Here is a 22,347-nt window from a genome sequence, read left to right on the forward strand (position 1 = left end):
ACAACGAGACGAGCGGTCCAATCTCATCGTCGCCCCGCGCTGCCGCCTTTGGCCTGCACGCCAGAGGATCGTTTTGGCTTCGCCGGCTGATCTCCGGATCGCGCCGTCCGCTTCCGCGCCCCCGGCGCGCCTGCTGATGTCTCGGCGCCAAAGCTCTGCGCAAAGCGCTCCTGCGAATGCGCGAGGTGATCGCGCATGGCGTCGTGAGCCGACATTGGCCGGCGCGCCGCGATGGCGTCGCGCACGGCGCGATGCTCGCTCAGCGCGGCGAGCCAGGTGCCGGGGTTTTCGAAATAATGCGCAAGCTGCGTGAAATAGGGATTGAGGCGCTGGTCGAACAGCTCGCCGACGACGCGCACCAGCACGGCGTTGCCGAGGCATCCGGCGATCGCGATGTGGAAGGCGCGGTCATGGACCATCGAAGCTTCGCTGGGATGCTCGACCTCAGCCATCGCGACAAGGGCCGCGTCGATGCGCGCGACATCGTCGCTGGTCGCCACGCGGGCGGCCTGCTCCGCGATGGCGCTTTCCAGGAATTCACGGGCGCGCAGCAGCTCGAACGGCCCCTCGAGGACGGCCGAGGACACCGGCGCAGCGTCGACGGGCTCTGTTACATAGATGCCGGAGCCGACGCGAATGCGAACGCGTCCCTCCACTTCGAGGGCGATCAGGGCTTCGCGCACCGTCGGCCGCGAAATCTTGAGCTGCTCGGCGAGCTCGCGCTCGGTCGGCAAGCGGCTGCCGACGGCGTACTCGCCGCTGTCGATCAGGCTTCGCAATTGATCGGCGACCTGGCGATAAAGCCGTCTCGCCTCCACAGCTTCCAGCGGCACGCCGGCCTCCCCGAACGGTCTCGCCGGATGGATTGCTGCCGGCGGCCACGTCCACTTTGGATAATTGGCCTTACCAATTGACCCGATACGGCCGCCATGTCAAGCAACGGGCCAAACCCAGGGAGACGACCATGCGGCTTGGTCACGCCCATCTCGACCTGTTGCCAGCGGCCATCCGCCGCCCGGCCTATGACCGTTCCCTGATCACGCCAGGCATCGTGCATCTCGGTCTCGGCGCGTTTCATCGTGCGCATCAGGCTGTCGCCATCGACGATTGCCTGGCCGCAGGCCCCACATCCTGGGGCATCGTCGGCGCGAGCCTGCGCAGCCCCGATACGCGCGATGCTCTCGCCCCGCAGGATCATCTCTACACGGTCGCCGTGCGCGCCGCCGAGGGCACCGAGCATCGTGTCATCGGGGCATTGCTGGACAGCGTCGTCGCGCGCGAGAAGCCGGCTGCGCTGGTCGAACGGATGGCTGATCCCGCCATTCGCATCGTCTCGCTGACGGTGACCGAAAAGGGCTATTGCCACACGCCGCAGTCAGGCGATCTTGACGAGCGACACCCCGATGTCGTGCACGACCTCAACGATATCGACGCGCCGCGCTCGGCGCCGGGCTTCATCGTGGCGGCGCTGGCGCGGCGGCGGGCGCTGGGCATTGCGCCCTTCACCGTGCTGTGCTGCGACAATCTCGCCGCCAACGGTCACACCGTGCAGCGGATCGTGACGCAATTCGCCGCGCTCCGCTCAGAGGAGCTTGGCAAGTGGATCGCCGCTAACGCCACTTTCCCCTGCACCATGGTCGACCGCATCGTGCCCGAAACCACCCGTGCCGATCGTGATGGGGTCGCAGCAGTGCTCGGAATGCGTGACGCCTGGCCTGTGATGACAGAGCCGTTCACGCAATGGGTGGTCGAGGATCGCTTTGCCTCGGGAAGGCCCGATCTCGCCGCGGCAGGTGTCGAGCTTGTCAGCGACGTCAAGCCGTTCGAGCTGATGAAGCTGCGGCTGCTCAATGCCAGCCATTCAGCGCTCGCCTATCTCGGCTACCTCGCCGGGTACGAGACCATCGCCGACACCATGCAGGATCCGCATTTCGCGCGCCTCGCCGCACGGGTGATGGAAGAGGCCGCGGTGACGTTGACGATGCCCGAAGGCACCGATCTTGCCGCCTATCGCGCCTCCCTGCTCCAGCGTTTTGCCAATCCGGCGTTGCATCACCGCACCTGGCAGATCGCGATGGACGGCTCGCAAAAACTGCCGCAGCGCCTGCTCGGGACGATGCAGGATCGTCTCGCCATGAACCTGCCGATCGCGACCCATGCGCTCGCGGTGGCTGGCTGGATGCGCTACGTCACCGCATCTGACGAGCAGGGCCGCGCCATCGACGTGCGCGATCCCTTCGCGGCCGAGCTGGCGGCGCTGGCGCGCGAGGCCGGTCCCGTCGCCGAACGGCTTGCGCCTGCATTGCTCGGCGTCACGAAGGTGTTTGGGCCGCTTGGCGCCGAGCCGCGGCTGCGCGAGGCGGTGACCGTAGCGCTTGGGCGCCTCTACTCGGAAGGTGCGCGGCGCGCGGTAGAGATGCTCGTTTCGGCATGACCAGAAACTGGGCAGCGATGCTGCACTGCGTTCAAAGTCGGACTGAAGTCGCGCTTGATTTTTGCCTTCCATTGCCCCACCCGAGAGAGATGGCAAAGGACAGCAAGGTCATCGCCGCGAACGCGGCTTTTTACGCCGCCTTTTCGACGGGCGATTTTGACAGCATGAAGCGGATGTGGGCGGACGACGACGCCATCTCCTGCATTCATCCCGGCTGGCCCGCGATCGTCGGCCATGCCACTGTCATCGGCAGCTGGCGCGACATCCTGCAAAATCCTGAGAGGCCGCAGATCGTCTGCGCCGAACCGCAGGCGATCGTCGACGGCGACAGCGCCCGCGTGCTCTGCATCGAGATCGTCGACGGAACCGCGCTGGCTGCCGCCAACCATTTTCGCCGCGTCGGCGACGACTGGCGCATGGTGCATCACCAGTCGAGCCCGATCGCACAGATTGTCGAGCAGGCCGAGGACGATAGGGCGAGCCACCGGGTGCACTGAGGGCAACCCTCACGCCGGCGTGATGTACTGTGCATGGGGTTGTTTTGCGGTTTTGATCTCTTATGAGCGAGGACGCGCCGGCTCGCGCGAACGAACTCGGACCCGGCACGGGAAGACGCATGCGGCTCTTCATTGTTGGCCTCGGCTATAGCGCCCGGCATTTCGTCCGCAGGTTCGGCGGCAGCTTCTCGCATGTCGCCGGCACCGTGCGCGATCCCACCACGCGGGACGATCTCGCCGGCGTCGAGCTGCATGCCTTTTCCGGCAGCCGCCCGGCTGATGCGACCGTCAATCGCATCCGCGATGCCGATGTTCTCCTGATCTCGATCCCGCCTGATGGCAGCGGCGATCCCGCGCTCGCAGCGCTCGGCGACGTGCTCGCAACAGGCCGCCGCAAGGTCGTCTATCTCTCCACCATCGGCGTCTATGGCGATCATGCCGGCGGATGGGTGGACGAGAGCACGCCGCCGCAATCTTCCCTGGATCGCGCCCGGCTGCGCGTCGCCGCGGAGCAGGCCTGGACCGAGACGGCGCACGGCGATGTTGCGATCCTGCGCCTTGCCGGCATCTACGGTCCCGGCCGCAACGCGCTGGTGACGCTGCGTGGCGGCACCGCCCGCCGCATCATCAAGCCCGGCCAGGTTTTCAACCGCATCCATGTCGACGACATCGCGAGCGCCATCATGGCCGCGATCACCCACACCAGCGGCGGCACCTGGAACGTCTGCGATGACGAGCCCGCACCGCCGCAAGACGTGATCACCTATGCCGCACAGCTGATGGGCATCGCGCCGCCGGCCGAAGAAGCGTTTGCGACGGCCGAGATGTCGGCGATGGCGCGCAGCTTCTATGCCAGCAGCGCGCGCGTCTCCAATGCGAAACTGAAGCGCGAGCTCGGCGTCACGCTGGCCTATCCGACCTATCGGCACGGCCTCGACGCGCTGTGGCGCGGCGTCAGCTCAGGACGCCGTATTTCTTGAACCAGGCTTGCGCCTCTGCCCAGGCATCTTCCGCCGCTTCCTTGCGATAGCTGCCGCGATAGTCGGCATGGAAGCCATGCCGCGCGTCCGGATAGATCTTGAATTCGGCCGGGGAATGCCGGTGTCGGCGCCGCCGTAAACGTGCCCGATTTAACCGTGTAGCCGCATTGCGTCGCAACATCCATTAACCGAAAAAACGGGTTCTCCCGCCCCTTGCCGTGCCGTCACGTGTTGCGCCTTGTTTGCAGCTTCGCGCAATTCGAAACGTTTCGACGCAAGAATCGGACGCGATCGTGGCCGCAGCGACACATGATGTTGCCCGAACACAGCGGGCCCGCACCATTTGACTGAAATTTTCGGATCAGTTGAGCTTCGCAGTTTACTCGAACTTTCTTTGTGACGCTCTAGTTCCACTCCCGAATGTTCCATCTCCAGAACGGAGAAGCGTCTTCCAAGCGCGGCATGTTCTTTTGGACTCGCGCGAAGCAAACGCTAGACGGCTTCATTCCGAACCCGCAGCGATTGCGCCCCCGAACACTCAATTGAACAAAGCTTTATCCGATCTGGCATCGAAATGAATTTGGCTCGCGAAGCAATCGAATTGTTGGGACAGGTGGCGCGGATCCTGTGGTTCGAAGGCACCAAGCATGGCATGCGGGATCGCGAGTGGATGGCGCTGCGCTTCCTCTTCCGTGCGAACCGGTTCTCACGGACGCCATCGGCGCTGGCAAGCTATGTCGGCACGACGCGCGGCACCGCCTCCTTCATCATCGGCGAGCTCGAACGCCTCGGTTATGTGGAGCGAACCCGCTCCTCCAAGGACAAGCGATCGGTCATGCTGAGCGTGACGCAGCAAGGCAAGAAGTTTCTGGCGCGCGATCCGGTCAACGGCCTGGTCGATGCCTTCGCCGTTCTCGATGACGACAGCAAGCTTCGCTTTCGCGACACGTTGCGTCACGTGCTCGATCAGGCGGATGCCGCCGAACAGCGGCCCCACAGCGACATCTGCAAGCGATGCATCTTCCTGCGAGAGGATCGCACAGCTTCCGAGAACAAGTCGACGGTCGAGTTCACCTGCCGGCTGTTTCGTGCGCCGATCGCGGAGGCCGAGATCGAGCTGCTATGCACCAGCTTCGAGCATCACCGACAATAGAAGCCTCCGCCGCTTACTTGCGCGCTGAATAGATGACGCCGCCGCCGCTGGTTTCCACGACGAGACGGCCGTTCTCGTTCCTGATCTCCTCGATCCGACCGAGATTCGGCACCTGCTGCCCGAGCACGGCCTCGACGACACCGTTCGGGCCCTGCAGGATCGCGATGCCCTCATAGGCCTGGCGAACCGACCAGCCCTTGACCACTTTGCGCGGCGCCGAGCTGCGCTCGACCGGAGCCACCGAGCCCGTGGTCTCCGGCGCGGCCACCGACGCCATCACCGGCATCGCCGGCGACGGCTGCGCGGCGACTTGCACCGGCGCCTGGATTTGGGCCTGGGCGAGCCTGTCGAGCTTCGCCGTCGAAGACGAACTGACTCGCTCGATTCGATCCAGATTTTCGGCAAACCGGCCGAAACGATCGCTGGTTGCCTTGCTTGATTGATCGACCGCGGTGCGCAGGCCATCGAGATTCTCTGATACGCCGGCCAATTGCTTGCGGACCTGGGCGACCGTTTCGCGCAGATTCCTGATCTCCGCATTGGCCGTGGCATTGGTCTGGCCGGGCTGCGTGGTGAGATAGGCAATGACGCCGGTGCACGCGCAGACCACCAGGATGGCGGCAACCGCCAATGTCGCGAGCGGAACGACCCAGGCAGGGCGCGGCGGCGGCGGCTTGGCCACGATCATCGCCGGCTTGATGACGGCCGGCGCAGGCTTTGGTATCGCCATCTTGTCGAGGCGAGCCTTGGCACGAATGCGCTTCAATCCCTCGAGCGCCTCTTTCGCTGCGGCCTCGTCGTTCGACAATGATGCAGGCTTCGCGGCTGCCGCGGGCTTGGCCATGCGCGTGTAATTATTGGGCTTGGTATCGCGTGTGTCCGGAGCAGGCTTCGCCGCTGCGATCAAATCCGCAGCTTCAGCGGGACGCGTTTTTCCATCGGACAACATTTGAAAATGCTCCGTTCGTTTCGATCTGTCGAATGAAACTAGTTGGCGAAGCTTGCCTGAAACGTGCGCATCAGAACTTTTTCGCCGCGCATGATGCAAGGGCGCGTGTGGCGCATCATGCGGGACTCAAAAGTGCGACTCGAAAGACACACACTCGCCAAGATTTTGCCAAGCTGGAGTCTCGCCGCCATACATGAGTCGAATTGTCGCATGTCAGTCCACGGCCAGGAGAGTCAATCCGGGGTTGAAAGTCCTCGGTATGACGGCTCAGTGACACGACTCAAAATGGCTTTGTTTGTACGGGCATAGGAACTTTATAACCGCTAAGGTGCAAAACTGGTTCGAATTTCAAATCAACTGATGCGTTCGGACATACAAAAAGACAACTGGAAACAAACCAACAGCATCAAGCACACGTAGCAAACGCTTTGTTCCGCACGCTTGATCGGAAATCGGCAATTGTTACGGTCTGTCTTAAGTGATTCTCGCCCGTTGGCGAGGAGATCGACAGAGTTCAGTGGCGTTCGGACGCGATGAGCAACGTAACGCAGCTGTACTACGTCGCTATCTCAATCCGCCCCGCAAGGTGATCTGTCAGACACCCGCCGGGCTTCACGCAGTAAGCGTTCAGTATCGAGTCGAAGTAGCAGGCCCACACATGTGGGCACTGAATGCGTAGAGCTGCCCGCGAATATCGAAACCACAATAACGGTTCGCGGGAGGGAATATCGTCAAACAGCATGGCTGCCGAACCGGGGCATCACAAACAAACCTCCCGGCTACAGCAAGTGCGAAACAGGGGCGAAAGACCGATGTATATTATCGTTGATGATCGCGAGAGCGTCACGAACAGCTACGTAGGAGGGCTCGTTCGCGAAGGCGTATCGTCGATCGGCTTCTCCTCCGGAGAATTCTGGGACTGGCTGCAATCCGCGAGTGAATCGGACCTTGCAGCCGTCGATGCCTTCCTTCTGGGGGACTGCGATGCCCGCGGAAGCCTGCCGCGGGCGATGCGCAAGCGGTCTACGGCTCCGATCATCGCCATGAGCGGCCAAAAGATGCTCAAGAATACGCTGGAGCTGTTCGAATCCGGTGTGGACGACGTGGTCCACGTGCCGATCCATCTGCGTGAGATCCTTGCCCGAACGGCCGCGATCGCTCGCCGCCGGGTCGGAGAGTTGCCGAGGCCGTGCGAGACCAGGATCCAGGTCTTCTTCAACGGACGTGACCCCGAAATCGCAGGCCACGCCCTGACGCTGCCGCGCCGCGAGCTGCGCATCCTCGAATATATGGTCAGCAACCACGGCAAATGGATCACCAAGACGCAGATCTTCAACGCGGTCTACGGCATCTTTGAATCCACCTTCGACGAGAGCGTGATCGAAAGTCACGTCAGCAAGCTACGCAAGAAGCTCCGCGACCGCCTCGGTTTCGACGCGATCGTGGCCCGCCGCTATGTCGGATACCGGCTCAACATCCCGGCCAATGAGACGATCGACGAGCCGATGCAGGAGCTCGACGAGGTCGGCATCCTCCTGAACCGGGCCCATGCCGCGCCTGCGGCCTACCCGGCCGGCAACTGACGCGGCAAGCCGGCTCGCAAACGACCACCGGCCCCTGCGGGAAGCTCGCGCAGGGGCCGGTTTGTTTTTGACGGCCGGGACGTCGTCAGCCTGCGCGGCTTCGCGGACCGGCGCACTACGGCTTCTGCTGGAATTCTTCCTTGGAGACGTAGTTGAAGTCCTCGACCAGAACGTCCTGGACGATGTCGGCCTGCATCCGCTCGTTGACGCGCTGCTTGATCGCCGAGGTGAGGACGGAGAGATCGTAACGGGCGAGCTTCCTGAAATCGAGTTTGTCGTCAGCGTAGATCCTTCGGAAGGCCTCGTCGACGACGAACGGCTCCGGCGGAACCGTCAGCTGGTGCATGGTCTTCGCCTCAACTGTGTAGACGAAGCGCGCGACGATGTAGCCCTGCACAGCGCCGCCCTCGACCATGGGCACGCTCAGCGCCCGGGTCTTCTGGTATTGCAGGCCTTCAAGATATTCGTCCTTCGCGGGCAGCAGGCTGCCATTTTCCTTCCAATAGGCAACCCCATAGCTCGTGCCCGCGGTGAGGATGCATACCCAGAGCCCAGCCAGCACCAGCTTGATCATTTTCTGTCCTGCGCTGCGCGACCGGTGTACGTGCCGTCCGATTCGGCTTCCTTGATCGCCCTGAGGATGATGCTCGCGACCTCACGCACGGCGTCGTAGTGCATTTCGAGGAGAGAGCGGTTTCGCTCGAGCTTCTCGCGCAGCCGCTGAATTTCCTCGGTGATCTCGGTTTCGCTGCCGAGATGCATCCGCGCCCGCATCAGGCGGACGAATTCCAGCATGCTCCGGCTCTTGCGGGCGCTGAAGTCGTCGAAGTCGACCTTCTGTCCGGTGGCGAGCGCGGCGGTCTCCTCCTCGACAATGGTTTCGAGCCGGCGAATTGCGACCAGCAATCCGCGGACCTCTTCGGACCGCATCACCTCCAACCTCGCCGCCGCCTCAGGGTCGTCGGGCGTCATGTCGCTGGCGACATTAGGCAGGAGCGCGGGCAACAGAACGTCGCTCGGCGCAGCCTCCGTCATCGCCTCGATGTCAAGGACGTGTTGCTCAATGACCGGCTGCTCCATCACCTGGGCCGTCGCGCCTTGTTCTACCTGCATAGCAAATTCACCCCTCAACTTTCGTCACCCATGTCCCATATCCATCAGTCCGACCTGCCCGCGGCCCCCGGGCCTGCCGGATGCGCAGCCGCGAGCTGCTTGGCAATTCCGATGCCCTTGCCTTTCGCGAGCTGGGCGCCGAGCTGCTCGGCCAGCATCGATTTCCAGATGCCGCCCGCGATGCCCTTGCCGAATACTTCGTCAGACTCCTTAGGCAGCATCGTCTCGACGAAGGTCTGGAGAATGAACGCTTCGAACTTGCGATAGACCTCGTCCGGGCCAGGCTTCTTGATCACCTGCACCGGCGGCCCGTTCACAACGCCCGATTGCGCCTCCGTCACACTTGCGGCGGATTGATCGGCCGCCTTGCTGGCCGTCGCATCCATCGTCGCAGCAAAATCGGCGCCCGACGATTTCAGCGACTCCAGCTTCGCCGTCGCCGTCCGCTGCGTCACCGGATCGGCGGCGTCGAGGACATCAAGAACGAGGTCGGATGTCGGTGTCACGATCATGTCTTGGTCCGGCTGGTCGGCCGCGGCGTCAGATCGCGCGCGGCGGCGTGTGTTCCCATCATGTCTTCGAGCGAGCGCTTCTCTGCGGCACGCAGCTTGTCGGCGAGCGCCGCCCTGGCGACCTCCTCGAGCTGCTTCACACGCCGGGTCTCCGAGCTGACCTTGTCGAGCTGCATCGCGGCGCGTTCCTGCACGGCACGAGCGTCGACGCTGGTCCTGTTGAGGCGCCGCGCAATCGAATCGCTCGACGATCCCGCCGGCGTTTTGCCTTCGTTCAGCGTCGCCACCAGCCAGGCCTGCTCATCCTGCATGGTCTGCTCCTGCTGTCGCAATTGTGAAAGCTGCCATTCGGACAGCCGGAGCTGAAGCTTGATCAGCGAGACGATTCGGCTGAGCTTGTCCGCGCGCGAGGTCATGACCCCATCATCCCGCCAGCCACGACGACAGGCCCAGCATGAATTGCGCCAGCAGCTCGTCGCTGGTGAGATAGAGCAGCAGGAAACCACCGAACAGGACGAATGGCACCGAGACGAAATAGACCGGTATCGCCGGGGTCAGCTTGTTGATGAGACCGACCGAGAAATTGACGATGACGGAATAGACAATGAAGGGGCTGGTGATCCGCAGCGTCAGCACGAACGCGTCGGCGAGACGGCTCACCAGCTGGTTCAGCGCCATCTCGCCGGTCAGCTTCTCGCCGGGATGCCAGACGTCGTAGGAGTTCATCAGCCCGCGCAACACCTGCCAGTGCTGATCGGTCAGGAAGAACAACGTGGTGACGGCGGCCATGATCAGCGGCACCACGGGCGGCGCCGGATCGGTGTCGCCGACGGGCGTGCCCGGGATGCTGCTGAGCCCGATCGCGCTCGCCATGACGGTGAGCATGGTCTGGAGCGCGAGGAAGAACACACGCCCGCCGAGACCGATGACGCCGCCGACCAGAAGCTCTGTGCCGATCAGCAGCGCCATCGTCAGCGGCGAGGCGCCGTCGACGAGCGGCTTCAGGATGGCGACAAGAATCGGCGCGAGCGCGAAGGTCGTGACGAGAGCGACGAACAGGCGGATTTGCGGCGGAACGTTCACGCTGGAATAGCCGGGCACCAGCATCAGGCAGGCGCCGATCCGGCAGAACACGATGAACGTGACGAGCACGTGGTCAGTGAGGCCGATGATCACGAAATGGCTCCGAGCGCCCGGATCTCGGCGCTGCGGGCGACCTCGACATGCGACAGGATCGGCAGGGTCGGGAACACCCGCTCCAAAATCATGCGCACATAGGGTCGGGCCTCCGGCGTCACCGCGAGCACCACACTGGTGCCGTCCTCGGTGAACTTCCGGACCGCGGCGCTGGCTTCGGTCGCGAACTGCTCGATCAGCCGAGGATCGGCGTCGAACTCGACGACGTCGCCCTTGGCGTCGCGCTTCAGGCTCTGATGGAAGGCAAGATCCCAGCGATTGCCGAGGCGAAGGACATTGAGCACGCCATTGTCGGAGAGGTCGCCGCAGATCTGCTGGGCCAGCCGCATCCGCACGTGCTCGGCAACCTGCTCGGACCGCCGGACATGCGGCGCGATCTCGGCGATCGCCTCGAGGATCAGATGCAGATTCCGGATCGACACCCGCTCGCCCAGCAGGATCTTCAGGATCGCCAGCAGGCCGGAATAGGAGATCTGGGACGGGCAGAGATCGTCGACCAGGCGCTTGTATTCGGGTTCGAGCCGGTCGAGCAGTGCGCGCATGTCCTTGTAGGACAGCAGCTGCGACAGATTTGCCCTCAGCACTTCGCTCAGGTGCGTGAGGAGCACCGACAGATTGTCGACCGGCTTGCAGCCCTGGCGCTTGACCTCCTCGGTGAAGGCTTCCGTCACCCACAGCGCCTTCATGCCAAAGGCGGGCTCGATCACCTCGTCGCCGGGCACGTCGGGCTTGCCGTCCTTGTCCACCAGCACCATCACCTCGCCGATGCGGAGCTCGCCATGGGCGACGCGCGTATCGTGGATCCGGATCTGGTATCCCTTGGGGTCGATCGACAGATTGTCCGACAGCTTGATCTCGGGAATGACGAAGCCATACTGCTTGGCGAACTTCTTGCGGATCTTGGCGACGCGGTGGGCAAGCTCGTTGCGCGAACCGAGCAGGTGAACCGACAGATGGCTGCCGAGCGACAGCTCGACCTCGGCGGTTTTGAGCGATTCCTTGACCGATTCCTTGGCGTCGTTCTGGGCGCGTTCTTCGGCCTTGCGCGCATCCTCCTTCTGCTTCGCGGCCGCCTGCCGCTTCGGCAGCGAGTAGCCGACAAAGGCCATGACGCCGCCCAGAAGCACGAACGGTGCCATCGGCAGCCCCGGCATCAAGGCAAGCACGAACATCATTAAGGACGCGGCAGACACCGCGCGGGGATAGCCGCCGAGCTGCCGCAGCACCGCCTGCTCCGCCGAGCCTCTGGTGCCGCCCTTGGACACCAGCAGGCCCGCCGACAGCGACACGATCAATGCCGGCATCTGCGTGACCAGACCGTCGCCGACGGAGAGTTTTGTGTAGACGTCGGCGGCGCGCGACAGGGTCAGACCGTGATGAGTGACGCCGATGATGATGCCGCCGAAGATGTTGATCGCCGTGATGATCAGGCCGGCGATGGCATCGCCGCGCACGAATTTCGAGGCACCGTCCATCGCGCCGAAGAAGGAGCTCTCCTCTTCGAGCTCGCGGCGCCGGCGTTGGGCTTCCTTGTCATCGATCAGGCCTGCAGAGAGGTCCGCGTCGATCGCCATCTGCTTGCCGGGGATGGCGTCCAGAGTGAAGCGCGCGCCGACTTCGGCGATACGCGTTGCGCCCTTCGTGATCACGACGAAATTCACCGTGACCAGGATCGCGAAAATGATCAATCCGATGACGAAGTCGCCGCCCATGACGAACTTCGAGAAGCCGGCGACGACGTGGCCGGCAGCGGTCTCGCCCTCCCCGCCGCGCGACAGGATCAGGCGGGTGGTCGCGACGTTGAGTGCGAGCCGCAGGATCGTCGCGATTAGGAGCACGGTCGGGAAGGCGGAAAAATCGAGCGGCCGCTGGATCCACAACGCGACCATCAGGATCAGCGCCGCCAGCGCGATCGAAAAAGCGAGGCCGAGGTCGATCAGGATGGGAGGGATCGGCAAGAACAGGATCGTGAGCATGGTCACGATGCCGCCAGCGAAGACGGCGTCCGCGCCGAAGCGTCGCGGGTTCGGCAGGCTAGCAGCTAACGTATCGGCCATAGGTCACCGGGCAGCAGGGTCCGCCCTGCAATCTGCCCCGCAAAGCTTACGCGAGGGTGGTGGCCGCCGGATTAGAAGCCGTGCTCGATCCGCGAATAGACCATCTCGGTGAAGGTGGAGAGATGGGCGCCGATGAAGGAGCCGGAGATGGCCACGACCACGAGGATGACGATGATCTTCGGAACGAAGGTCAGCGTCGCCTCCTGGATCTGGGTCAGGGCCTGGATCAGCGCGATGACGATGCCGACCAGCATCGCCGCGCCGACGGCGGGTCCGCAGGCAACGAGGATGGTCCAGATCGCCGCCTGGACGAGGTCGAGGGCGTCCCGCTCGTTCATGGTTAGTTGCTGATCGTAAGACCAGGGCCGACCGCGACCTTGGTGCCGTCCTGGAGGGTCGCGACGGAGCCGTTGCTGTTGATCGAGATCGAGGCGACCTTGCCGGTGAAAGTCGCGCCGGTCGAGTCGGTGAAGCTGACATTCTTTCCGATCAGCCCGTCCGCCTGGGACAGCGACTGGGAGGACAGCAACGCATCCAGCTTCGTGTTGGTTTGCATGGCCTGCTCGACCGTCGACAGCTGGGCGAACTGGCTCATGTATTGCGACGTATCCGTCGGATTGGTCGGATCCTGGTTCTTCATCTCGGCGATGAGGAGCTGGAGGAAGGTGTTGTAGTCGACTCCGCTGCTTGACGGCGTCGAGCTGGACGAGGTCGAGCTGGTCGAACTGGTGCTCGGGGTATCGGTCGCGCTGGGAACGTTCATGGGCCTCTCCGCTGTCAGGCAGCCTTGAATGGAGATTTGGTGGTGGTGCCGGCCAGGATCGCCTCCTCGAGAGGGAACAGCGCCCGGATCCGCTTGAGTGCCTCGAAGTAGCGGGTTCCGCCGACCATCTCGTCGATCGCGGCGAGCCCGTCCAGCATTTCGCGGTTCTCGCAAACAGCCAGCAGGGCCGCGTGGTGCTGCCCATAGAGCGAGGCGGCGGCGCCAACATCTGTCGGGTTCATCAGCATGAGCTGAACGATGAAATAGAGTTGGCGCATCGCCGTGGTGGCGTCGGCAGCCTGCATCACCTGCCCTTCCAGCAGGAACATCACATCATTGACGAGTTCGAGCGAGACCTTGCGGTCCACGCGCAACACCGCGCCGTTGATGTAGACCCGTTCGCCCGCTCGCAAGGAGATCTTCATTAAAGCGCGTCTCGAATCAGGCGGTTGATTTCGACGAGCTGCGTCACGTCGTTCGATTTTTCCTCGCGCAGGCGATCGGCTTCCTTGACGACCCACAGACCGATCGAGATGATGTCGGCGCGCAGCTGCTCGGGCAGTCCGTTCTCGGGATGCGCCAGATCCTCGATGAAGATGGTCCACAGCCGCCGGACATAGAGCAGGCTCTGAACCTGATCTTCAATGCTGAAACACTCCCGCTGGAGCCGCTCCAGCCGGTCGATGCCGAGGCTGAGCGCCTGGCGCTCGCGCCCTCGCGCCTCATGGCCGCTGTCTTCAACGACCGTCTCATAGGCTTCAAAAGTCATCCGTAATACTCTGCGCAGGAAACTGAAAGCGTAAGCGGCTCGGGCTCAGAGATAGTTGATGAGACTGATCTTCTGGAGCTGCGAAGTCAGTGCGAGCGCCGTCTGGATCTGGGTCTGTAGCGTGTTGACGCGTACCGACGCTTCGGTCGGATCGACCTTCTCTATGCCGACGATCTGATTGTTCAGAATATCCTTCTGGGTCTTCAGCTTGTCGGTCGCCGTGGTGATGCGCTGCTGCACCGTGCCGACGTCGCCGCCGAGCGTCGCGAGGTCTGTGATGGCGCTGCCGACGAGGCCGATCGCCTTGTCCACGACCACCTGGAACGTCGACTGGTCGAGGTTCGCATTTCCGAGATCGGCCATCATCGTATAAGCCTCGGCGAGCTTGCGAAAACCGGTCTGGTTGGCGCTGACGGACGTATCGGCGATCTCCGTCGTGGAGATGCGGCTTTGCATGACCTGGTCGGTGGCCGTTGACCAGTTGGTGTTCCAGGCGGGACTTGCGAACTCGGCATCGAAGGGACCGTTGAGGAATGTCTGCATCTGCGCCGGCGTAATGGTGTTCACGCTGGCCGAGGATTGCGTGAAGCCGAAGGCTGCAAGGAAATCGGCATCGACCTTGTTCTTGCTGGCCGAGCCGGCCTGGTAAGGCGTGATCGGCTGGGTCTGCGTGTTGATGCCCGAGAACAGGAACGAGCCATTGTAGGAGACGTTCAGCGCGCCGATCAGGTCCTGGAGATTGGAGGACGCCGGTGGCAGGATGATTCGCCCGCCACCGTCGGTGCTGCGGGCCGCGATCAGGTCCTTGAGGAAATCAGTTGCGGTCGACCCGAGCTGGGTGATGCGGTCCTGCGTCACGTCCAGGCGTCCCCCGACCAGGCCGTTGGTATCGACGAGCTGGTCGGCGAAGCTGAGGTCCGCCCTCAAGGTGACGTCGCCCCCCGTCGTCGCCCCGAGCTGGAGGCCGACATCGGCGAAACGGCCGGTGGTCGCTTCCGTTGACGCCTTGCTCAGCGCCGCCTGGTTGTTCGTGATCGAATACCTCAAGGACGAGGACAGCACGAGGGTGGAAATGTAGTTGGCGCTCATCATCACGGATTCCCCACGGCGGCTAGCAAGGCTTGCAACATCTGGTCAACGGTCGAAATGATCTTGGAGGACGCCGAATAGGTGCGCTCGACCTGGAGCATCAACGACATCTCGTCGTCCATGTTGACGCCGTTGACGTTCGACAGCGCCGTCGTGCTGCGGTCCAGCAGCGTGTTCTGATATTGCGAGCTGTCGTTGGCGGCCTTGCGCTGGTTCTCGATCCAGCTCGTCGACGACGATGCGTAGTCGATCAGGCTGCCGTTCGGCTTACCCTGCGTTGTCGCATCGAACGGCTGCGACGCATCCATGTTGCCGATGAGCTGCTGCAGCCGGGCCGAAAAGCCGCCGTTGCCCGCCGTGTTGTAGTTATAAGCCGGGTTCCCGCTGATCGCGCCGTCGCGCAGCAGATTCGGGTTGCCACCCAAGGCAGGATCGACCGACGCCGCGACCGAGATCGTGCCGGCGAGGCCCACCGAGACGGTGGCGCTCGCGGGCATCGTCGGCGCGCCAGGGTACGTGAAGAGACCGGGAACGTTGGGCAGCGCCGCGGCCGTTTGGTCACTTTCCTTGAAAGCATTGATCAGACCGCGGGCGATTTCGTCGAGCTGGCTCTGATAGGTGACCGTGTCGCTGTCGCGCAGCCGGGCGAGGCCGGCGAGCTTGCCGGACTTGATCGGCATCACCGAATTGGCGCCGGTCACCGGCACGCCGTCGATGAAGACCGCGTTACCCGTGATGCTCGCCGAATACGATGTGGTGGGAGCGAAAGTTACCGCCCGCGCCGTCTTGTCGAACAGCACCGCGCCGCTGTCGGCGTAGAGGGCTGCATCGCCGTTGGTGCGGATCGTCATCGTGACGCCGACCTCCTGCGACAATTGCGAGACAATGCTGTCGCGCTGGTCGAGATAATCAGTTACGTCGTCGCCGGCGATTGTACCCTTCACGATCGCCGTGTTTACCGCCTGGAACTGGGAGAGCAGCTGGTTGATGTTCTGGACCGACGTCTTCATGTCGGCGTCCGCACCCTCGCGCACCGACTGCACGGTCACGGTCGCCTGGTTGAGCGCGCTCGCCATGTCTTTGGCGGAGGTCACGGCGGCCTGAGCCAGCGTGGTGTTATCGGGCGCGTTGGCATATTGCTGCAGCGCCTGCTTCAGCGCGTTGAGCTGCGCCGTCGGTGACTGGTCGAGCTGCGGATCGTCCACTGTGGCAGCGGCGATCTTCTGCAGACCGGCATAGATCGCGCTCTGCGTTGCGGCTGCCGAGGTCGCGGTCAGGACGTTGCTGTACAGGCCCGAAGAGGCGGCGCGCTGGATCGCCGCGACATAAACGCCGGCGCCGGGAAGGTTATCCAGCTCGGTGATCTTGCGCGAATAGCCGGTCGAACCGGCACCGGCGATATTGCGCGAGATCGTCGAGGACTGGATGCCCGACGCCATGAGCGAGTTGCGGGCCGAGTCGAGGGCTGAGGTAAGGGACATGGCGTGCTCTTGAACGTTCTCTTGCCCGGAATCGGCGTTGAGCTACTCAGCGCTTCAGGTTGACGACGACGTCAAGCAGATCTGCGCCGGTCTGGAACGATTTCGAGTTCGCGGTAAAACCGCGCTGCGCCGAGATCATGTCGGTCAGTTCGCTCGCAAGATCGACGTTGGAGTCTTCGAGAGCGCCGGACTGGATGGTTCCCAGGCCACCCTGCCCGGCCAGACCGACCTGCACGTTTCCGGAATCAAGGTTCGGCGAATAGACATTGCCGACCTCCGGCGTCATGTGATCCGGGCTCGGCACGGTTGCGAGCGCAACCTGGAAGCTCGGCAACTGGGTGCCGTTCTTGAGCACCGCGCTCACCACGCCCTTGCTGTCGATGTTGACTTTCTCGACGGAGGACGGCGCGTTGCCGTCAACGGTCGCCTTGAAGTCGAAGCTGGAGGCAACCTGGGTCATGGCCGAGAGGTCCATGGTGAAGGCCGAGCCGCCGGGGACGGTGAACGCGAGCGTCTTGGGGCTTGCTGCGGCCAGCGCGCCCTTTCCGGCCGCCGTGACGTTGAAGGTGAAACTGGTCGCCGCCGAGGGACCACCCGTCAGCAAGGCTGCGCCGTTGTAGACTTCGATGTCCCAGGTGTTCGCAGCGGTTTTCGCGGCATAGACGTCGAGCGTCACGGCGTTGCCGATGTTGTCGTAGGTCACCATCGATGTCTTCGACGTGTAGTTGCCCGGACCAGCGGCGGCCGCCGGAGCAGCGACAATCGCCGCGCTCGGATCCAGATTGGCAGCCACGGTCGCCTTGGTCGAGGGCGAGGCCTGCAACGCCATCTGGTTGACGTTGATGACCTGGAGGCCGCCGAAGCCATTGGCGGCCACGTTGGGGACGGCGCCGTTCTGGATGTTGTAGCCCATCAACTGGAAGCCGGCGGTGTTGACGAGGTTGCCGGTGCTGTCGGGCACGAATGAGCCGGCACGCGTGAGGAAGTTGTTGCCGTTCGCATCCTGCACGACGAAGAAGCCGTTGCCCTGGACCGCGAGGTCCGTCGTCGAGGTCGTGAACTGGAGATTGCCGGGATCGGTGATGGCGTAGCGGACCGTGGTCTCGACCGCGCCGGAATCGTAGTTGCCGGAGCCGCTCTTCAGGATCAGCGAGGAGAATTCCGTCGAAGCCCGCTTGTAGCCGACCGTGTTGACGTTCGCGATGTTGTCCGAGACCGTCGACAGCTTGTTGGACTGCGCATTCATCCCGGAAACGCCGGTGCGCATAACACCATACAGGCTCATGTAGTGGGCTCCTTTGGCAGATTGGAGTTACAATGGGGGGTCTTGCTTGCGCGGGGCTGATGGTTGGTGGCGATGCACAACTTGATGTCGCGCCTCGCCATCCCAGGTCGTCGTTTCATGTTATCGTTTCATATTGTCTTGGGCTGACAGAACGAGCGCGCCTTGTCGGTCCACGCGCCGAAGCCGCTGGAGACGAGATGCGCAACGATGTGGCAGACGTAGCGCTTCTGCGCCGGTTGATTATTGGGACCGGCATTGTAGCGGGCGACCGCCATGGTCCAGCTTCCCTCGCGCTGCTTCAGCTCTTTCAGGAAACGCGCGGCGTAGTCGACATTCTTCGCCGGATCGAACATCGCCCGCACCGACGCGAATTTGTCGCCGTGAAAATAGTGATTGATCTGCATGCAGCCGAGATCGATCAGCTTGATGCCCCTGGCCCGCATCGCCTCGAAATTCGCGATCGCATCGTCCATGTCCTTGGCGAACACGGTCTGCCCTTCGGCGCCCAATGCATAAGGATAGAGCGCGCCGCGGCGGCCGGTCTCGGTGAGGCCGACCGCATAGAGGATGCCGAGCGGAATTCCGTGCTGCTGCGAGGCGCGCGCCATCTCGCGCTCGCAAGGGCGCGCAGTGTCAGTCGCCGCCGCGGCGACGCCGACATTACAAATAGACAGGGCCGCGACGAGTATGTGGCGCCACGTCCTGGTCATGGCGTGCCTCCTGGTTGGGCTGCTGGTCTTGGCGGGCCTGCCTGGCGCCGCCGTCCGACTGACCGGACGTGCCTGCGCCGCCGAACGCGCCTTGCGACTGCGATGATTGCTGTTGCTGGCCGGAGAGATGCGGCTGCGACTGGCCGGATCCCGACTGGAATCCGTCGAGCGAACCGTGCTGCACCGGCGCGACGTCGGCGACATATCCCGCCGACTGCATCAGGTCGCGGATCTGATCGCGCTGCTGATCCAGCATCGTGCTGGTGTCCTTGCGATCGGCGGCGAGCTGAACCGACACCTCATTGCCGACGAGACGAAGACGCATGGTGACATTGCCGAGATCAGGCGGCTCGAGATTGACAGTGAGGATCTTGAGCGGCTGATCCGGAGCTTTGTTCTGCGCGCCCAAGAGATCCGTCGCGGCGGACGCGGCCGGCGCGGGTGACCTCTTGAGCTCGGACACGACGGCGTTCGCCACCTGTTGGGTCGCGCTGAACGGCCCCACAGGAGGCAGATGAGTCTCCTGCTGGATGACCGTGACCTTGGTCGTCTCAGGCAAGGCGTCGCGGCCCGCGGACTTTGCGGCGCGCTCGACATTCGCTGCGACGGCTTCGAAGCCCGGTGTTGCCGGCATGGCATCCGTCGGAGCGGCGCTTCCCTGCGGCATCGCTGCAGCCTGTGCACCTGCGGCCGCCTGCCCGCGCGCGAGGGACGTGTCGCCGCCGGAACGCGCCACAAACGAAGGCGCGACGGTGGATCCTGCGACGTCTGTCGCCGCCCTTGCCTCGCCGATGCCCTGCTTTGCCGCTGACGGACGCTCGTCCCGGGCCGACGTCTCCTTCTTGTCGCCGGACGGCTGTGGTGTCTGCATTGCCGCGGTCTGCGCGGCAGCGAGCTCCTGCCCCAGCATCGCGGGAAGGCCCAATCTGGGCGAGACATCAGCCTTCGCGACCTGATCGACCTGCTCCTGCTTGTCCGACGATTTGGTCTCCTCGGTGCGTTCGTGCACCGGTTCATCCTTCGACGTGCCAGGCTCGCTCAACTGTCTCACGCGCGGGCGCGCCGGGGCAACTTTGGTGGTCGTATCGGTCTCCTGATCGTCCAAAGCCCGCTTGGCCATGTTTGAGACGGTGTGGAGCAGATCGTGAAACGAGGCATCGTCGGCGGTTTTCGTGCCCGGTGTTGCCACCCCTTTCGTCGACCGTGTCACCCCGCGCGCAAGGCTTTCGGCGAGACCGGCGAAGAGCTGTCCGGAGGTTCCAGTGAGCTTGGTCATGGGCGATGATCCCTGGTGAGAAGCTCCAGTTCGCCGAGCTGCGACTTCGCGCGTGCGAGCGTCGCGTTGGACGAGGCGAGATCGATCCGTGCCGGCGTGGGCGGTGGCTTGTCGGCTGTCATGACGGCCGCCGGTCCCGTGATCGACTTGCGAATGTCGAGCGCGAGCTGGAGGGTTGCGTTGAGGAGTTGGACATCGCGTTCCGCCAGCTTCGACCGGTCGATCGCCCGCAGCTCGGCGAAACCGCCGTCATATTCGTCGGTCAGCGCGCGGGATGCGCCGCGATAGAAATGCGCGCGTTCCCGATCGGGCGCGACATCGGCGCTGAGCGTCAGCGCCCGCTCGGCTGCGAGGCTCACGACAGTAAGCTTGCCGCGGATCAACGCACCGCGCGCAATCACCAGATACAGCTTGAGGCGGCCGGCGCGGTCGACATGTTCCAGCAGCGCCGCGACCCGTGCAAAGCGACGATCGTCCAGCGCAAGATTCGATTGCGTCAGGCCCGTGGAGAAGCGCTGCCAGAAATCGGCGGCATAGACCGAGTTGCGGTAGTGGCGAATATAGGCCAGCGTCAGGAACTCGAACTTGTCGAAGTCCTCGGCCTGGCCGACCAGAAGGACCTCGCGCCGCAGTGCCGCCTCCTCGACCAGCGTGCCGGGCAGCAGCAGGCGCGCATCGTCCAGACGCTCGATCGCGAGCGAGGTCTCTGACCGCGCGAACAGCGCGCCCTGGACCAGCGCCACCTGCCCGCCCATGCCGGACGAAATCGTGCGCGGCTTGACGTCCTTGAGCAGCTCCCTCGCCTCGTCCTGCCGTCCCTCGACATAAGCGAGCGCGCCGTCGAACATCACCTTGTCGACATTGATCTTGTCGCGCGGCAGCTTGCGAACGATCTGCGGCGCGCCGCCGGACAGCAGATAGATCACGACCGCCTGCCCGTTCTGCGGGTTGCTCCACACGTTCGGATCGGCGGCAAGAAATTTTTCGCCGATCTGCCGGATCAGCGCGATGTGGCTGCCATGCGCCGCGGTATCGCCACGGGCGATGCCGTCTTGCACCGCCTGCAGCGTGCGGACGAGTTCATACGGCTCGCCCGATGGAGGCGCTGGATCGGAAAAGGCACGGGTCGCGGCCAGCGACAACAGCACCAACAGAACGGTGCGGAGCAGCGGTCTGGTCAAGGACGCTTCTCCCGGATCAGGATCTCGATCCGGCGATTTTGCGCGGCCGCAGGATCGTTCGGAAGTTTCGGCCTCCGGTCGGCATAGCCTTCGACATGCTCGATCCGCTGGGCATCGATACCGGAGCGGACCAGCATGTAATAAGCCATCTGTGCACGCGCGGTGGACAGCCGCCAATTGTCGTAATTGTCAGATTTGTAGGGCCTGTTGTCGGTGTGACCACGTACGATGATCATGCCGCGACGTTTTGCGATGAGCGGGCCGATCTTGTCGATAACGCGAACGAGCTCGGGCCGCGGCTCCGCCGAGCCGACCGCGAACATGCCAAAGCTCGTATCGTCGGTGAGGCTGACCAGCAGGCCTTCTTCGACCTGGCGGACCTCGGCCACCGGACCGGCGCCGGCCTTGATGTCCGACAGCGCGTCGGCAATCGCGGACTGGAGCTGCTTCACGGTCGGCTGCTGGGTCTGGGTGGCATCGCGCGCCTCCGACTCCTTCGGGACATCGGTCGGGCGCGCCTGCGGCGTCGCGTTGGCCTGGAGATTCGCTTGCGGGCTTGGCTGCATGGCTGCATCGCGCGCAGACGGTGATGGCGCCGGACCCGGCGGCAGCAGCGGCGACATGCTTGTGGACGACGCCTGAGCGTCGGGAGCCATGCTGCCGCCGGCATCATCGGTCCTGCCGCGGCGCGGCTCGCCCTGATTTGTGCTGGCCGGATTGTCGCGTGCCGAAGCACTCGCCTCCGGCTCGCCCTCCATGATGCTGTCAGCTTCCTTCGAAGCCTCGGGCGCAAGCTTCCAGTAGCCGGGATCGAACGGATCGCGATAGGCATCGCCGCCCTTGAGGCCGTCCTCTTCCGCAGACGTCAAGGCCCCGGCGCGCCGCTGGCCCGAGGCCTGGTTCGCGCTGGTCGCGATCTCGGCGAGAGTCGCATAGGGATCGCGGAATAGAACCTTCTCTTCGTAGAAGGGGGGCTTCTCTTCCGTCGGCGAGTCACCGCGGCGCTCCTCGTTCGGTCCGGCGGGCTTGCGCCGGCCGTCCTGCCCCTCGAACGGCGTCGACTCCTTCTTTGAGAGATCCTTGAGCCCCTTGGGCGCGGGCGCGTTCTCGGCGAGCTTGATCGGGTTGAAGTAGCTTGCGACAATCTGCTTCTGGTCCTGGTTCAGCGCGTTGAGCAGCCACATCACCAGAAAGAACGCCATCATCGCGGTCATGAAGTCCGCATAGGCGATCTTCCAGACGCCGCCGTGCGCCTTCTCGTCCTCGAAGGCGCTCCGCCTGCGGATGATGACCAGCTCGTGCTTGACCTCCTCCATGG

Annotated in this window: 24 protein-coding genes and 1 pseudogene; 5 read left to right on the top strand and 20 right to left on the bottom strand. The window is 63.8% G+C overall.

Features of this window, described 5'->3' with window-relative positions; translation table 11 throughout:
• Positions 1-23: 23 nt before the first annotated feature.
• Positions 24-833, bottom strand: coding sequence for a FadR/GntR family transcriptional regulator (locus tag HYH07_RS24065; protein WP_220004828.1), 810 nt, complete (start codon positions 831-833; stop codon positions 24-26).
• Positions 834-964: 131 nt separating this feature from the next.
• Here HYH07_RS24065 and HYH07_RS24070 point away from each other — a divergent pair, with 131 nt between their 5' ends.
• From HYH07_RS24070 to HYH07_RS24080, 3 genes are all read left to right on the top strand, one after another.
• Positions 965-2,434 (top strand): mannitol dehydrogenase family protein, encoded by a 1,470-nt coding sequence (locus tag HYH07_RS24070; protein WP_220004829.1) that lies wholly within the window; start codon positions 965-967, stop codon positions 2,432-2,434.
• Between the two features lie 89 nt (positions 2,435-2,523).
• Positions 2,524-2,931, top strand: a complete 408-nt coding sequence (locus tag HYH07_RS24075) for a nuclear transport factor 2 family protein (protein WP_220004830.1) — start codon at positions 2,524-2,526, stop codon at positions 2,929-2,931.
• A 119-nt stretch (positions 2,932-3,050) separates the two neighbouring features.
• Positions 3,051-3,911, top strand: a complete 861-nt coding sequence (locus HYH07_RS24080) for an SDR family oxidoreductase (protein WP_220004831.1) — start codon at positions 3,051-3,053, stop codon at positions 3,909-3,911.
• Here the strand turns inward: HYH07_RS24080 and HYH07_RS24085 are convergent.
• Positions 3,886-4,052: pseudogene (locus tag HYH07_RS24085) on the bottom strand (dienelactone hydrolase family protein); the annotation flags it as partial. The gene HYH07_RS24080 and the pseudogene HYH07_RS24085 sit on opposite strands and share 26 nt — an antisense overlap.
• Positions 4,053-4,485: 433 nt before the next feature.
• Between HYH07_RS24085 and HYH07_RS24090 the strand changes: the two are divergent.
• Positions 4,486-5,064 carry a MarR family winged helix-turn-helix transcriptional regulator gene (locus HYH07_RS24090; RefSeq protein ID WP_220004832.1) on the top strand — a complete coding sequence of 193 codons (579 nt, stop codon included), beginning with the start codon at positions 4,486-4,488 and terminating at the stop codon, positions 5,062-5,064.
• A gap of 13 nt (positions 5,065-5,077) precedes the next feature.
• Here the strand turns inward: HYH07_RS24090 and HYH07_RS24095 are convergent, their stop codons facing one another.
• Complete coding sequence (locus HYH07_RS24095) at positions 5,078-6,013, bottom strand: hypothetical protein (protein ID WP_220004833.1); 936 nt, start codon at positions 6,011-6,013, stop codon at positions 5,078-5,080.
• Between the two features lie 812 nt (positions 6,014-6,825).
• Between HYH07_RS24095 and HYH07_RS24100 the strand changes: the two genes are divergently transcribed.
• Positions 6,826-7,596, top strand: coding sequence for a response regulator transcription factor (locus tag HYH07_RS24100; RefSeq protein WP_220004834.1), 771 nt, complete (start codon positions 6,826-6,828; stop codon positions 7,594-7,596).
• A 115-nt stretch (positions 7,597-7,711) separates the two neighbouring features.
• Here the strand turns inward: HYH07_RS24100 and HYH07_RS24105 are convergent, their stop codons facing one another.
• From HYH07_RS24105 to HYH07_RS24185, 17 genes are all read right to left on the bottom strand, one after another.
• On the bottom strand, positions 7,712-8,170 hold the full coding sequence (locus tag HYH07_RS24105) for a hypothetical protein (RefSeq protein ID WP_220004835.1): 459 nt from the start codon (positions 8,168-8,170) through the stop codon (positions 7,712-7,714).
• Positions 8,167-8,709, bottom strand: a complete 543-nt coding sequence (locus HYH07_RS24110) for a flagellar biosynthesis protein FlgN (protein WP_220004836.1) — start codon at positions 8,707-8,709, stop codon at positions 8,167-8,169. The genes HYH07_RS24105 and HYH07_RS24110 overlap by 4 nt, the downstream gene beginning before the upstream one ends.
• A 44-nt stretch (positions 8,710-8,753) precedes the next feature.
• The gene (locus HYH07_RS24115) at positions 8,754-9,221 is read right to left on the bottom strand and encodes a rod-binding protein (RefSeq protein ID WP_220004837.1); all 468 of its coding nucleotides are present in this window, start codon (positions 9,219-9,221) and stop codon (positions 8,754-8,756) included.
• Positions 9,218-9,637, bottom strand: coding sequence for a hypothetical protein (locus HYH07_RS24120; RefSeq protein ID WP_220004838.1), 420 nt, complete (start codon positions 9,635-9,637; stop codon positions 9,218-9,220). The genes HYH07_RS24115 and HYH07_RS24120 overlap by 4 nt, the downstream gene beginning before the upstream one ends.
• A gap of 7 nt (positions 9,638-9,644) precedes the next feature.
• On the bottom strand, positions 9,645-10,397 hold the full coding sequence (fliR, locus tag HYH07_RS24125; RefSeq protein WP_220004839.1) for a flagellar biosynthesis protein FliR: 753 nt from the start codon (positions 10,395-10,397) through the stop codon (positions 9,645-9,647).
• Positions 10,394-12,475, bottom strand: coding sequence for a flagellar biosynthesis protein FlhA (flhA, locus tag HYH07_RS24130; protein WP_220004840.1), 2,082 nt, complete (start codon positions 12,473-12,475; stop codon positions 10,394-10,396). Before flhA ends, fliR begins: the two co-directional genes overlap by 4 nt.
• Positions 12,476-12,546: 71 nt before the next feature.
• Entirely contained in the window at positions 12,547-12,813 is a 267-nt protein-coding gene (fliQ, locus tag HYH07_RS24135; protein WP_220004841.1) for a flagellar biosynthesis protein FliQ, read from the bottom strand.
• Positions 12,814-12,815: 2 nt separating this feature from the next.
• On the bottom strand, positions 12,816-13,238 hold the full coding sequence (flgD, locus tag HYH07_RS24140) for a flagellar hook assembly protein FlgD (protein ID WP_220004842.1): 423 nt from the start codon (positions 13,236-13,238) through the stop codon (positions 12,816-12,818).
• 14 nt (positions 13,239-13,252) lie between these two features.
• The gene (flbT, locus tag HYH07_RS24145) at positions 13,253-13,663 is read right to left on the bottom strand and encodes a flagellar biosynthesis repressor FlbT (protein WP_057742891.1); all 411 of its coding nucleotides are present in this window, start codon (positions 13,661-13,663) and stop codon (positions 13,253-13,255) included.
• On the bottom strand, positions 13,663-14,007 hold the full coding sequence (gene flaF, locus HYH07_RS24150) for a flagellar biosynthesis regulator FlaF (protein WP_220004843.1): 345 nt from the start codon (positions 14,005-14,007) through the stop codon (positions 13,663-13,665). Before flaF ends, flbT begins: the two co-directional genes overlap by 1 nt.
• A 45-nt stretch (positions 14,008-14,052) precedes the next feature.
• Positions 14,053-15,099 carry a flagellar hook-associated family protein gene (locus tag HYH07_RS24155; RefSeq protein WP_220004844.1) on the bottom strand — a complete coding sequence of 349 codons (1,047 nt, stop codon included), beginning with the start codon at positions 15,097-15,099 and terminating at the stop codon, positions 14,053-14,055.
• A complete protein-coding gene (gene flgK, locus HYH07_RS24160) occupies positions 15,099-16,577 on the bottom strand; it encodes a flagellar hook-associated protein FlgK (RefSeq protein ID WP_220004845.1) in 1,479 nt (492 codons plus the stop codon). Before flgK ends, HYH07_RS24155 begins: the two co-directional genes overlap by 1 nt.
• Before the next feature lie 46 nt (positions 16,578-16,623).
• A complete protein-coding gene (locus HYH07_RS24165; protein ID WP_057742884.1) occupies positions 16,624-17,862 on the bottom strand; it encodes a flagellar hook protein FlgE in 1,239 nt (412 codons plus the stop codon).
• 128 nt (positions 17,863-17,990) lie between these two features.
• Positions 17,991-18,572 (bottom strand): transglycosylase SLT domain-containing protein, encoded by a 582-nt coding sequence (locus HYH07_RS24170; RefSeq protein ID WP_220004846.1) that lies wholly within the window; start codon positions 18,570-18,572, stop codon positions 17,991-17,993.
• Positions 18,523-19,848 (bottom strand): flagellar hook-length control protein FliK, encoded by a 1,326-nt coding sequence (locus tag HYH07_RS24175; protein ID WP_220004847.1) that lies wholly within the window; start codon positions 19,846-19,848, stop codon positions 18,523-18,525. Before HYH07_RS24175 ends, HYH07_RS24170 begins: the two co-directional genes overlap by 50 nt.
• The gene (locus HYH07_RS24180; protein WP_220004848.1) at positions 19,845-21,029 is read right to left on the bottom strand and encodes a chemotaxis protein; all 1,185 of its coding nucleotides are present in this window, start codon (positions 21,027-21,029) and stop codon (positions 19,845-19,847) included. The genes HYH07_RS24175 and HYH07_RS24180 overlap by 4 nt, the downstream gene beginning before the upstream one ends.
• Positions 21,026-22,345, bottom strand: a complete 1,320-nt coding sequence (locus tag HYH07_RS24185) for a MotB family protein (RefSeq protein ID WP_220004849.1) — start codon at positions 22,343-22,345, stop codon at positions 21,026-21,028. The genes HYH07_RS24180 and HYH07_RS24185 overlap by 4 nt, the downstream gene beginning before the upstream one ends.
• Positions 22,346-22,347 lie beyond the last annotated feature (2 nt).

This window comes from Bradyrhizobium sp. BR 10261 (assembly GCF_019455395.1).
In the GTDB taxonomy this organism is placed as follows: domain Bacteria; phylum Pseudomonadota; class Alphaproteobacteria; order Rhizobiales; family Xanthobacteraceae; genus Bradyrhizobium; species Bradyrhizobium manausense.